Origin of the sequence: Neolewinella aurantiaca, from assembly GCF_008014675.1 — a bacterium.
In the GTDB taxonomy this organism is placed as follows: Bacteria; Bacteroidota; Bacteroidia; order Chitinophagales; family Saprospiraceae; genus Neolewinella; species Neolewinella aurantiaca.
Window position 1 is genome coordinate 17,985 of sequence record NZ_VOXD01000041.1, and the last position, 13,289, is coordinate 31,273.

10 protein-coding genes are annotated in these 13,289 nt (G+C 53.4%); 7 read left to right on the top strand and 3 right to left on the bottom strand.

The genetic code is table 11. The features are described 5' to 3' along the window. Positions 1-51: 51 nt before the first annotated feature. From FUA23_RS19685 to FUA23_RS19695, 3 genes are all read left to right on the top strand, one after another. Entirely contained in the window at positions 52-1,704 is a 1,653-nt protein-coding gene (locus tag FUA23_RS19685) for a family 16 glycosylhydrolase (protein ID WP_147932489.1), read from the top strand. Between the two features lie 109 nt (positions 1,705-1,813). Further along, on the top strand, positions 1,814-2,620 hold the full coding sequence (locus FUA23_RS19690) for a glycoside hydrolase family 16 protein (RefSeq protein ID WP_222707069.1): 807 nt from the start codon (positions 1,814-1,816) through the stop codon (positions 2,618-2,620). A 72-nt stretch (positions 2,621-2,692) separates the two neighbouring features. Continuing rightward, positions 2,693-5,023, top strand: coding sequence for a T9SS type A sorting domain-containing protein (locus FUA23_RS19695; RefSeq protein ID WP_147932490.1), 2,331 nt, complete (start codon positions 2,693-2,695; stop codon positions 5,021-5,023). Positions 5,024-5,159: 136 nt separating this feature from the next. Here the strand turns inward: FUA23_RS19695 and FUA23_RS19700 are convergent, their stop codons facing one another. Further along, positions 5,160-6,434 (bottom strand): replication-associated recombination protein A, encoded by a 1,275-nt coding sequence (locus FUA23_RS19700; protein WP_147932491.1) that lies wholly within the window; start codon positions 6,432-6,434, stop codon positions 5,160-5,162. A 189-nt stretch (positions 6,435-6,623) separates the two neighbouring features. Here FUA23_RS19700 and FUA23_RS19705 point away from each other — a divergent pair, with 189 nt between their 5' ends. From FUA23_RS19705 to FUA23_RS19720, 4 genes are all read left to right on the top strand, one after another. Then, positions 6,624-8,666, top strand: coding sequence for a thioredoxin domain-containing protein (locus FUA23_RS19705; protein WP_187271143.1), 2,043 nt, complete (start codon positions 6,624-6,626; stop codon positions 8,664-8,666). Positions 8,667-8,693: 27 nt separating this feature from the next. After that, the gene (locus FUA23_RS19710) at positions 8,694-9,668 is read left to right on the top strand and encodes a PorP/SprF family type IX secretion system membrane protein (protein WP_147932493.1); all 975 of its coding nucleotides are present in this window, start codon (positions 8,694-8,696) and stop codon (positions 9,666-9,668) included. 190 nt (positions 9,669-9,858) lie between these two features. Beyond that, complete coding sequence (gene porK, locus FUA23_RS19715; protein WP_147932494.1) at positions 9,859-11,079, top strand: T9SS ring complex lipoprotein PorK/GldK; 1,221 nt, start codon at positions 9,859-9,861, stop codon at positions 11,077-11,079. Positions 11,080-11,455: 376 nt separating this feature from the next. Then, entirely contained in the window at positions 11,456-11,944 is a 489-nt protein-coding gene (locus FUA23_RS19720) for a TlpA family protein disulfide reductase (protein ID WP_147932495.1), read from the top strand. A gap of 155 nt (positions 11,945-12,099) precedes the next feature. Here the strand turns inward: FUA23_RS19720 and FUA23_RS19725 are convergent, their stop codons facing one another. Together FUA23_RS19725 and FUA23_RS19730 are read right to left on the bottom strand one after the other, a co-directional pair. Beyond that, complete coding sequence (locus FUA23_RS19725) at positions 12,100-12,306, bottom strand: dodecin family protein (RefSeq protein ID WP_147932496.1); 207 nt, start codon at positions 12,304-12,306, stop codon at positions 12,100-12,102. Positions 12,307-12,350: 44 nt separating this feature from the next. After that, a complete protein-coding gene (locus tag FUA23_RS19730) occupies positions 12,351-13,271 on the bottom strand; it encodes a PPC domain-containing protein (protein ID WP_147932497.1) in 921 nt (306 codons plus the stop codon). Positions 13,272-13,289 lie beyond the last annotated feature (18 nt).

A 13,289-nucleotide genomic window follows, 5' to 3' on the forward strand; every position in this document is an offset into this window, starting at 1 on the left:
CGGCTCAGAACCCGCTTCGAGGGGCAGATTGCATTTGGTAAATAACTAATCATGAAACATTTTTTTCTCCTTACTGCTCTTGCGCTTTTCTGCTTCGCCTGTGAACAGGAAGACTATGCCTTTGGTGACATTACCGCACCTCAGAACCTGAGTGTGGAGGCCACAATTACAGGCCAGACGGATGATGCGCCCTTCGGCGACGGCAGCGGGCAGGTTGTTTTTACCGCTGTGGCCGATAATGCCATTACTTACCGTTATGTATTCAGCGATGGAAGCGAAGAGATTGCCCCTTCCGGTCGGCTGACCAAGCGTTTCAGCCAGGTAGGGGTGAATACCTACGGCGTGACGATCGTTGCCTCCGGAACAGCTGGGGTGAGCACCACCCTGACCACCGAGGTGACGGTTCAAAGCAGCTTCAGTGATCCGGAAGTTGTAGACTTCCTCACCGGCGAGGGAAGCAAAACATGGTACTGGGCCGCAGACGAACCCGGCCACCTTGGCGTAGGCCAAAACGACGATAACTCCGAACTGAATTTTTACGCCAATTACTACCAGGCCGCACCTTTTGAAAAAGATGGTGGACCTGAAAGCGCGTGTCTGTACCAGGACGAACTCATCTTTACCCGCGAGGGGGATGCACTTTTCTTCCAACTGAATAACTTCGGTCAGACCTACTTCAATACTGCTTATCAGGGCGTTGCCGGAGGATCGCAGGGATTTGACTTTTGCTATGATTTCGATGTCGACGCAACGCCCCAACTCGTGCAGCTCGCTCCCTCTGAAAGTGTAGTGGTAGACAACGGCGTACCCGGGCAGACCAGAGGAACGAATCTGGTGTTCACCCAGGGTGGTTTCATGAGCTATTACATTGGTGCAACTACTTACGAAATTATCTCGGTAACCGATAGCCGCCTGGTGGTACGAGCCGAGCAAGGTGATAACCCCGGCCTGGCCTGGTACCATATTTTCAGCTCCACCAAGCCAACGGAAGGAAGCGACGATACCGATTACGACAACCTCGTATGGGCGGATGAATTCAACACCGACGGCGCTCCTGACCCCGCAAAGTGGGGCTATAACATCGGTCGGGGAGACAACGGCTGGGGTAATGGCGAATCGCAATACTACACCGACCGGTCGGAAAACGTGAGGGTAGAAGACGGCGTCCTGAAGATCACGGCCAAAAAGGAGAACTTCAGCGGTGCCGAGTACACCTCAGCACGTCTGTTAACCGAGAATAAGTTCGAGTTCACGTACGGACGAATCGATATCCACGCAAAGCTTCCCACAGGAGGAGGAACCTGGCCGGCACTCTGGATGCTGGGCGAAGACTACGCGACCAACACGTGGCCCGGGTGCGGCGAAATCGACATCATGGAACACGTCGGTAACCGTCAGGATGAGTTGTTCTCCACACTTCATTTCCCCGGTAATTCGGGCGGAAATGGCGTAAGCCGTGGAACCAACGTACCAGGAATCTCCACCGAGTTTCACACTTTTTCCGCGATCTGGTCGCCGGAATCGATCCGTTTCTTCGTCGATGACGAGCTCTACCACACCTTCGCCAACGACGGGAGCCTTCCCTTCAATAGCGACTTCTTCCTGATTTTCAACGTAGCCATGGGTGGAGGTTTCGGTGGCAATATCGCACCGGACTTCGTGGAGTCGACGATGGAAGTAGATTGGGTACGGGTGTACCAGTAACCTTTCCCGTTCATGGGCATGACAACGGGCCTGGGCATCGGAAATATGTGAAAGCCCGGGCGCTCCGAAACCAAACTTGTCGGATCTGACTACTACGTAAAACCAGAAATTGAAATACGCTCCACTCTTTATGCTTCTGCCCCTTGTGGTACTTCAGGCTTGCTCCCGGGTGGATGCGGGTGACGTATCTCTGGCGGAAAGAACCGCTGAGCGTCAGCTGGTGTGGTCTGATGAGTTTTCAGGAACCGATCTCGACGCCGAGGTATGGACCCACGAACCGGGCGATGGCTGTCCTGATTTATGCGGTTGGGGCAACGGGGAAGTCCAGTATTACACCAAAGATAACCATCGCCTGGAGGACGGAAAGCTCATCATCACGGCTGAAAAGAACGAGGGGGTTTACACTTCTACCCGAATCACTACCAAAGAGAAACAACAATTTCGCTACGGTCGTATTGAAGCAAGAGTGAAGTTGCCCGTAGGCAAAGGCCTTGTACCGGCTTTTTGGATGCTTGGTCAGAATATCGATCAGGTGAATTGGCCCGCTTGCGGCGAGATTGACATTCTGAAGTACAAAGGGCAGAAGCCCGGAGAAGTGCTTGCTTCGTTGCACACTCAGACGCAAAACGGAGTGTCGGCCAGTACTAAAAAAACGAGGTTCTCTGACATAGAAGAAGGGTTTCATCGCTACGCAGCGGAATGGACCCCGGAGAACATCGCCTTTTTTGTGGATGATCAATGGGTTCATTCCTTCGAACCCAAAAGCCGATCTGCAGAAGCCTGGCCGTTTGACAAGCCTTTCTTCCTGCTGCTCAACCTGGCGGTAGGCGGCACGTACGGTGGCCCGGAAGTGGATGATTCAGTTTTTCCACAAGACTACGTCATAGACTATATCAGGGTTTACGCGCCTGAGTAAACAGCCCTCCCGGTAGGTCTACTGCCGGGGCGGGCTATATTTTTTCGCTTGTAATTAACTTAAGTCGATATTATGAAATCATGCTACACACTTTTACTTCTCCTGCTCCTGTCGGTCACGACCACAGCGCAGAGCACCATCTTCGATTTCGAGGGTGACGTGCCTACTTTCAATGACTTCAACGGGTCGGTAACCACCGTCGTTGATAACCCGGACGCCAACGAGCCCAACACGAGCGCGAAAGTGGCTCAGAACGTGATCCCGCCCGATTTTGCGTTCTCCGGAACCAACATCCCCCAGACCGTGGATTTTGCCAACGGCAAAACGTTCACAATGCAGGTGTGGTCGCCCGCTACCAACGTTCCCGTTCTGCTCAAACTGGAAAGAAGCACTAATGACTTCCGGGAGGTTGCGGCCACTTTCACCGGCGCGGCCAACAGCTGGCAGGAACTCACTTTTGATTTCTCCGCAGAAGCCAACCAGAGCTTTTCTTCGGTAACGATCTTCATGAACTTCAACGTGGTTGGCGGAGAAGAAATGACGTTCTACTACGACAACCTCATCCAGAGCGGTGACGGCGGAGGCGGAAACGACAACCTTGGCCCAACCACCGCAGCTCCCGCTCCAACGGCTGCCGCCGAAGACGTGATCTCTCTCTTCAGCGACGCTTACGATGATGTAACGGTAACCACCTTCCTTACGGGTTGGAGTTTGTCTGGCCTCATCGATACTGTTATTGACGGCTCGGCGATGAAGCTTTACTCCGACCTGAACTTCGCGGGCATCGAAACTACAGGAGGAAACGCGCTGGACATTAGCGGAATGACCCATCTTCACATCGATTTCTGGAGCGCAAACAGCACCAACTTCCGCGTGAAGCTGGTTGATTTCGGAGGCGACGGATTCGAAGGCGCAAGTGCAGACACTGAATTCGAAATTGCAACCGATGTAGCCCAGGGCCAGTGGATCAGCCTCGACTATCCGTTGGTCTCTTTTGAAGGGATGAACCAAACTGACATCAACCAATTCATCATCGCCAGCACTCCGGCTGGCATGAGCGATGTTTACCTCGACAACATTTACTTCTACTCCGGCGTGGAACTCGGAGCTCAGATGGACCTGCCGGTTACCTTCGACGAAGAAGGTGTCGACTACGGCCTGGCCGACTTCGGCGGCAACGCTTCCTCGATCGTTGCCGACCCCGAAGACGCAACGAACACCGTAGCACAATCCGTAAAGACTGCAGGTGCAGCAACCTGGGCGGGTACAACCCTGAGCTCGACGGCGGGTGGCCCCGTTGGTTTCGCTTCGCAGATTCCCTTTACCGCGGATGCTACAACCATGTCTGTACGTGTTTGGTCGCCAACGGCAGGTACACCTGTATTACTGAAGGTTGAAAAAGCAGATGATCCCAACATCAGTGTGGAAACCCTGACCAACACTACTGTTGCTGGTGCCTGGGATACGCTCGTGTTCGACTTCAGCATGGAAGCTCCGGGAACTGCCGCAATCAACTTTGCTGCGGTGTACGATAAAGCCTCGATCTTCTTCAACTTCGGAACCGAGCCCGCAGCCGATGCTACTTATTACTGGGATGACATCTTCTTCGGTGGCAACACCAGCGGTAACGGCGGCGGCGGCGACGATGAGCCGATGACTGCGGCTCCCACACCTACGCACCCTGCCGAAAACGTGATTTCCATGTTCAGCGATGCCTACACAGACGTGGTGGTCGATACCTGGAGAACCGACTGGAGCAGCGGAAACCTGGAAGACATCATGATCGAGGGCAATGCAACCAAGAAGTATACTAATCTTGACTTTGTCGGAATCGAAACCATCGGTGCCAATGCGATCGACCTCACCACCGCCGGCATGACCCACCTGCACCTCGATTACTGGACGCCTAACATGGATACTTTCCGGATCAAACTCGTTGATTTCGGGATGGATGGCTTTGACGGAGGCACCGATACCGAGAACGAACAAATCTTTATGGTGGGTACCGGCCAGTGGAACAGCCTGGACATTCCCCTGGAAGACTTTGCGGGGATGAACCAGACCGACATCAACCAATTCATCATTTCCGGACTGCCCGTTGGCGCCGGCACGATCTACATCGACAATGTGTACTACTACAAAGAGATTGTAGACGGAACCAATGATCCGATAACTGGTCTGCTGGAAGCTTTCCCGAATCCCATCGGTGAGGAGTTCGTGATTATTGCCCCCGAACGGATGGAGTCTCTGGTGTTGTTCAATACCAACGGTGAAAAAATGGGCGAATGGCGACCAATGACTGAACGCTTCACACTGGAGGCCAGCCACCTCGCTCCAGGGTTTTACGTGGCGCTCGTTCGTACCGACCGTGGCCTGATGACCGTAAAAGTGGTGAAGGAGTAATTTCCCCTCTTCGCGTAATCAGGGTTTTGCCCCCAAAGTATTCTCTCCGGTTCAATTCCGGAAGGTTGCTTTGGGGGCATTTTTATTGTCAGCATAAGCAAACCAGTAACCTGATCTACGGCTGCGCTTTGCGGGTTCAATAATACTTCCCACCCCACCATTTCTTCAGCCGGTCGAGGATGCCTTTTTCCGAAGGGTTATTTGGCTTTGGCTGGAAGAAAGCCGTTCCGCTCAGCTCATCGGGCAGGTACTCCTGGGCTTTGAAGTTGCCGGCATTATCGTGGCTGTAGTTGTAGTTTTTGCCGTAGTCCAACTGCTTCATCAGTTTGGTGGGCGCATTACGCAGGTGCAGGGGAACGGGTAGCGTGCCGGTTTTACGAACGGCCGCCTGTGCGTTATTGATGGCCATGTAGCTGGAGTTGCTTTTCGGGCAGGTAGCGAGGTAGGTTACGGCCTGGCTGAGGATAATCCGCGCTTCGGGGTAGCCGACCATCTGGGCGGCCTGGGCGGCGGTAGTTGCCATCAGCAGTGCGTTCGGTGAGCCGAGGCCGATGTCTTCGGAAGCCGAGATGATGAGCCGCCGACAGATGAACTTCACGTCTTCGCCGCCGTCAATCATCCGGGCGAGCCAGTAGACCGCGCCGTTGGGGTCGGAACCACGGATGGATTTGATCATCGCCGAAGCGATGTCGTAGTGTTGTTCTCCGGTTTTGTCGTAGCGGGTCATGTTCTCCTGTACGCGGGCCGAGACCCAGTCGGCCGTCAGGGTAATTTCTTTGCCGTCCTGGGCCTCGTTGGTTACAAGTTCCAGGAGGTTGTAGAGGCGGCGACCGTCTCCACCCGAGTACCGCAGCAGGGTATCGTAATCTTCGACCTTCACTGCTCTTTTAGCCAGCACTGCATCCTGCGTCAGCGCCTTATCCACCATTCCTTTCAACTCTTCTTTACCCAACGATTCAAGGATGTAAACCTGGCAGCGGCTCAGCAGGGCGGGGATGACCTCGAAGCTCGGGTTCTCGGTAGTGGCTCCGATCAGCGTGACCGTTCCGGCTTCCACCGCACCGAGCAAACTGTCTTGCTGGCTCTTGCTGAACCGGTGGATTTCGTCGATGAAAAGGATGGGGGAGGCCCGGTCGAAAAAAGTACCGCGTTTGGCTTTGTCGATGGTCTCCCGCACGTCTTTCACCCCCGAGTTGATCGCCGAAAGCATGTAAAAAGGTACTTCTATCTGATTGGCGATGATCTTAGCCAGCGTTGTTTTGCCAACTCCCGGCGGGCCCCACAGAATGAAACTGGGCAGCCGTTTGGTCTCCACGGCGCGCCGCAGGACCGCACCCGGGCCGACGATGTGGGTTTGGCCGACGTAATCGTCGAGAGATTTGGGGCGCATTCTTTCGGCCAGTGGCTGCATAGTGAAACGGGAATTTGGTGAGTAGCTGAAGGTCTGGCAAAACTAACCCGTCGGAACATAATATGGTTCGGGCGCGGCCGCAGGTGCAAAGAAAGGATGATGAGAAAGAACCAATTGGAGGCATCTGTCGCTTCCACCCAACCAATCCGCCCTGCCAGCGTTCGATCTACAAGTTTACAATTTTACCACATGAATCAACTCGGCCAGCAAACTTCTCCCTACCTCCTTCAGCACGCCAACAACCCCGTACACTGGCGGGCCTGGGGCCCGGAGGCGCTGGCGGAGGCAAAAGCCGCAGATAAACCCATCATCGTGAGTATCGGGTACAGTACCTGCCACTGGTGTCACGTGATGGAGCGGGAAAGTTTTGAAGATCAGGTTACGGCCGACCTGATGAACAAGCACTTCGTCTGCATAAAAGTGGACCGCGAGGAACGACCAGACGTTGACCGTATCTATATGGAGGCATGTCAGGCTATTTCCGGTGGCGGCGGCTGGCCCTTGAATGCTTTTTTGTTGCCCGACGGGCGGCCTTTCTACGCAGGTACCTATTACCCGCCCGAACGCAAATACAACCGGCCCAGCTGGAAAGAAGTCATCACTCACCTGGCCGGCCTCTACAACGACGACCGGGCCTCGTTGACCGAACAGGCTGACCGCCTGACGCGCAACATCAAATCAGGTGCTACCCGTTTACTGAAACTCGAGCCCGAAGCCGAAAACCATGACGAATGGCGGGAGAAGACGATGACCAAACTGAACGACGGCTACGACTACGCGCGGGGCGGTTTCGGCGGGGCACCTAAATTTCCGATGAGTCTCGCGCTGGAAGCTTTGCTTACCAACGGAGTACTTCACAAAAACTTCAACGATCAACACCGCGCTCACCACGGAATGATGGCGATGCTGAACGGAGGAATTTATGATCACCTTGGCGGCGGTTTCAGCCGCTATACCGTAGATGCAGAATGGCGGGTGCCACACTTCGAGAAAATGTTGTACGATAATGCGCTGTTACTCCGCTTGCTGGGTAAGCTCCATCTGGCGCAACCCAGTCAGCTTTACTTCGACGCAATAACCGAGACCACCGCCTGGTTGCAACGTGAGATGGCCCTGCCCGGCGGCGGCTACCGCGCCGCCCTCGACGCCGACTCCGAAGGCGTGGAAGGAAAGTACTATACCTGGACGCTGGAAGAAATAGCTACGTTATTGCCCGCTGACGACGCAGAACTCATCGCCGAATTTTACGGGGTTACCGTAGCCGGGAACTGGGAAGAAGAGCAAACAAATATCCTTTACCGCCCGGTAGATTTGCTCGCCGTAGCCGCTAAACTCGACCTGCCGGTAGATATTGCCGTCGCGAAACTGAACAAGGCCCGGAAAACCCTCCATGAAGCCCAGATGCTCCGCATCCCTCCCGGTGCAGACGATAAACTCATCCTTCAGTGGAATGCGCTGCTGATTTCGGGCTGGACTTGGTGCTACCGCGCTACCGCCGACGAAAAGTACCTGGACCTCGCAACCGATCTGTGGCGTGTGCTCAACGATCAGCTCCGCTCCGAAGGCAATTGGTACCGAAACCTTACCGACGGGCAGCTTGGTGCTCCGGCCTTCCTGGATGATATGGCTGCGCTCGCCGAAGCAGCGCTCGACCTCCATGCGATCACCTTCGATTTGGACCTAGCTCTGGTAGACGCCCGTTCGATTGTCGATGAAGTATTGGAGCGTTTCTCGATGCCGGATGGTGGCCCGATGTTCTACATTCGCCCTCCAGCCGGCAGTGACCTGCCGGCCGACGCCGTCGAACTCTTCGATAATGCCCTGCCGAGCGGAAACAGCCAGATGATGGGGGCACTCCTGCGCCTTGCCCGCCTCTCGGGCGAGGAAAAATACCTGAAGCGCGGTGAGATGATGCTGGCCGCTATGGCGGGAAGCATCGAACGGTATCCGTCCAGTTTCGGTAATTGGCTTAGTGCGGGCTTGTTGCACGGTGTTCCACCGCGCGAACTCGTGATTACCGGGCCAGGAGCGAGGGCTGCGGCGGCTTCTTTCCTGTCGCGTTACCGACCAGGTTTACTGATTGTTGCATCCGAAACGGCGCGCGAAGACGTTCCCTTAACACAAAACCGTTACCTTACGGATAGCACGCAGTTCTTTGTTTGTGAGAACCAAGTGTGCAATCTTCCGGTTTCTACCAAAACAGAAGCCCTCAGCCTGATCGATCCCGAATGATGAACTTCTGAAAACTATTTCCCGGCCATGTCAAAACGCTTCGCCCTCTTACCGCTACTTTTCATTACCCTTTCTCCTTTTCTCCGGGGGCAACAGTTTGCGCAGTATAGTATGCCGTGGCTGGATCCCGTGCAGTTCAACCCTGCTTACGCCGGTTTAGATAACAGCCTGAGCATAACGGGAGCATACCGGTCTCAGTGGGCTGGCCTCGAAGGCCAGCCGGTAGGCCAGCGGGTAAGTGCGCACCTGCCGGTATATTTTCTCAGTAGTGGAGTCGGGATTGAGGTGGAGCGGGACCAGATCGGAGCCCGCCAACTCAACAGTTTCGGTCTTTCCTACAATTATCAGTTGGTGCGGGGTGCCTCGGTTTGGTCCGTAGGCCTTTCAGCGCGAATGCTTCAACTGGGCCTCGACGGATCGGCTTTGAGAACTCCGGATGGTAACTACGAAGACTCGAATACGGTAATTCACAACGATGATCTGCTGCCGGTTGGTTCGGTAGACAATAGCTCCGTCGCCTTCGGCGCAGGGCTCTACTACCAATCTGAAAGCTTTGAAGGCGGCTTGTCGGCCCGTAACCTCAACGAAGCAGTGATTGCTTTTCCTGGCTTTGATTATCTCCTCCAACGGGAATACCACGCATATTTACGGGCGAAGTTCGATATTCTGCGCCAATGGGAAGTCTTCCCGATGATCTATGCTGTAAGCGATGGTACTCAGTTTCAGACAACCGCAGGAGCAACCTTCCGCTTCCAGGAAAATATATTCGGGGGAGTTGCTTACCGGGGGTACAGCGGAACGACTTCCGACGCCGTCATTGTTTCGGGTGGATTGAACATCAGCGAGAAATTATCGCTCGCATATGCATACGATATCACCCTGTCTAACCTGGCAACGGTTCAAACCGGAAGCCACGAAATAAGCCTGAAGTACAACCTGAGGCAGCGCATCGGGGCGGGAGTTCCTCCACCATTGATCTTCTATCCGCGGGCCAAAGAGTAAGTATTTATGTTAAAAGTTGGTTTCGTAGCCAACTTTAATACTACGACCGCTCTCTTTGGCGTTTCCGTCGCGTAGCTGTCATGAGCATTGTTAAATACCTTCCAAGTTTGTCGGAAAGTTGTTTAGCTATGGCAACTCGTATATCTTTGCAACGCTTTTTGAACTAAGAGGAAAAAACTCGGGTCTTTTAATGAAGAATTTTATATACCTCCTCCTGGCCGCATCCCTTATGGCCCTCTCTTTCTCCAGCTGTGGAAGCCGCGAAACCGGTGAACTCGTTGGAGCACTTGATCGTCCTGACTGGAAAGGCGTACAGCCTTACGGCATGGTCTACGTACCACCAGGAACCGCCCACGTCGGTAACAGTGACCAAGACATCTCCGGAACATTCATCCAGCGTCCTAAAGCCATTACCATTAATGGCTTCTTCATGGATGATACGGAGATCACCAACAATGAGTACCGCCAGTTCCTGAACTGGGTACGCGACTCTATTGCTCACGACATGATGGGCGATTTTGACGAGAACGGTAACATTGACTGGGAGATGGAACTCGATTACGAGGACGAAACACTCGCTGACCTTTACCTGGAAGACCGCTTCGCAGGTAAAAAGCAAGTGAATACTTCTCTTTACGAGTACACCTACAAAGAAGCCGACTGGGGTGCAGCTGCTAACGCTGGCCGCCTCTCCGGTAGCGGAATGAACGACTTCATTTCAGAAAAAACGGTGAACGTTTACCCCGATACTCTCGTGTGGGTTCGTGACTTCGCCTACAGCTACAACGAGCCGATGGCCCGTAGCTACTTCTCTCACCCTGCTTACGATGAGTACCCTATTGTGGGTATCGACTGGCACATGGCACGCGCCTTCAGCTACTGGCGCACCTCGCTGTGGAACCAGTACAACGAAACTGCAATCGAAAACTTCCGTCTTCCTACGGAGTACGAATTTGAGTACGCAGCGCGTGGTGGCAAAGAAAACGCTCCTTACCCATGGGGTGGCCCTTACGTCCGCAACACCAAGGGATGTCTGCTGGCCAACTTCAAGCCTGGCCGCGGTAATTACCCCGATGATGGTGGTGCTTACACCGTAGCTGCTGATGCTTACTACCCCAACGATTACGGTCTCTACAACATGGCTGGTAACGTTTCTGAATGGACAATCACCCAGTTCAACGAGAACGCAGGTAGCTTCATCCATGACTTTAACCCGGATATCCGTTACAACGCGAAAGAAGATGATCCAATCGCACTTAAGCGTAAGGTTATCCGTGGTGGCAGCTGGAAAGACGTTAGCTTCTACCTGCAGAACGGTACCCGTACCTTCGAATACCAGGATACAACCAAGTCTTACGTCGGTTTCCGTAACGTAATGTCTTACACTGGTCGCTCAATCAACGATTTCTAGGCAGAACTCTACTTTACCTATTTAACGATAGACCCTGCTTAAACGGTCATTTCCTGTAACCCGGGAAATGACCGTTTTCATTTTCCCGGTCCTTTACACTGCACCTGCGCCCCCGCCTCTTTCACTAAAGCGGACTGCCGGCGGCTGAACGGCACGGAGAGTGGCCTGAAGTGCGTATTAGGTTTGGTCGTGAGTTTGGTTGAGTGTTCTGCCTGGCTGGTATTCGCTGCCGATGGACTTCAGGAGGAGAGGCGACGTATATTTCCTGATCGTCTGCGTTGCCCGTTCATTCTTAACAAATTAAGAAATATATAACCTATCTTGTGGCATCAAAAACCTTCGATGCACGTTTTTTAGGTGCAAACCATCAAGAACTATGCTTAAGCAATTTTTCCTGGCTTCAATGCTTCTTTTCGCGGTTACTCTCGGTGCCCAGAAAGCTTTCCCCACGCCTGATCTGGTAACTTTAGATCAGCAACCGGTGGCCCTGTCTGATTATGTCGGTAACGGAAAACCAACGGTCATTGCCGTTTGGGCAACGTGGTGCCAACCCTGTCACATGGAGTTGGATGATATGAAGAGCTACCTCACCAAGTGGGAGACCGAATATGGTGCGCAGGTTCTTGCCATCAGCGTCGATAAGCGGCATATGGTCAACCGGATCAAGCCGTTGGTGAGCCGGAAAGGTTGGGATTACAATATTCTTGTAGATACCGAAGGTAAGCTACAGGGTAAGCTCGGCTTCCGCAGTATTCCTCAGATGTACATTCTCAATGGCGAAGGTGAAATTATAAAATCTTTCACCGGCTACCAGAGCAAGCGGGAACTGCAGGTCGAAAAGGCGATCAAAAAACTGACAGAGTAAATTCCTCTGCTCTTGCTGGAAACAGCTGATAACAGAAACGCAGAAATCAGAATGCGAAGTGCTGGGGTGATCCCACGCTGCGTTCTGGTTTCTGCGTTCTGATTTTCAGACAGATGATGACCGATCAATAGGGGATGATGGTCTTCGTTACCGGGTTATACGTCTACCTCGAAGGTGAGTTTTACGTTGACGCGGAACTTATCGACCTTGCCGTCCTTCACTGTGGCTGATTGCTCGTTGATGTAGACGGAACGGATGTGGCGGACCGACTTGGCGGTGGATTCCACCGCGTTCTTGATGGCGTCTTCGTAGCTTTCGCTGCTTTCACTGAGGACTTCGATTACTTTCAAAACTTTGCTCATCGCAGATGTATTTGTGGATAGCCGGTGATACCGGTATCCGGGTTTTATTGAAAAACACCAACGAGTACCAGAATGTGCGCCCGCGCACGCTCTACATCAAGCCTGAGATCGAGATCGGATACGGCAGGATTGGAATAATCAAGCAGTGGATAGGCGGTGGCTTGTTGGGTTTTTGCCACGATCTGCCCGTCGTCGGTGCCTAAATATAAACTTATTTCTGCAGGTTCCGGTCCAGCGGCGGCCGCTATAATTTTTTGACCTTCAGGATGTTGTAGTTTTCGGAGGGTGGCCCCCTCGTTTTCTCGCAAAGAATAACCGAAAAGGCACCATTCCCCCGGCTGTTTTTGCCAGTCGATTCCGGGCACAGAAGCCCGGACCTTATGCGCTGCAGCAAAAAAGCCGGTTGCTACTTTGTGGTAGTCCTGTTCCGGGATTTGCCGGCCACGCCGGCACAACAGACTGAGGGCTACGTAAGCCATTTCTTCGTTGGCTGCCACGAGGTGAAGTTGAAGCTGATACGCTCCGTTTGCCGGAGCTCTGAATTCCACGACTGGTGTCCCGTCCTCTTGTTGGTCGCGCGCCAGAATAGTTCCGGTTGAGTCGCGCAGGTACAGATCTACATCTGCCTGTTCGTAAGGCCCGGAGGCTACGAAAACATATTCAACGCCTTCTTCCAGCGAGACATTCAGGCTTACCGTGCCACCTATTGCTAAATGTGCGGCGGCAAGGTTCAAACCCGGTCGCCACTGATGATCGGAGAGCGCGACCATGAGGTTTCCTTTCTCGAAAGCGTTGCTCAGTACTCTTTGCGGACTATCGCTCAGGCCCTGAGTGAATACGTTTTCAGTAAGGATGAAAGTGACGGAAATAATCAACAGCACCCGGAGCATAAGAGACCGAAAAACAAAGGTGTGAAGTACTGTTACGGTAAAAAAACGGCTTCTGTCTGTAAAATGGAAAGCCATGCAAGTTGGGATTGTAGC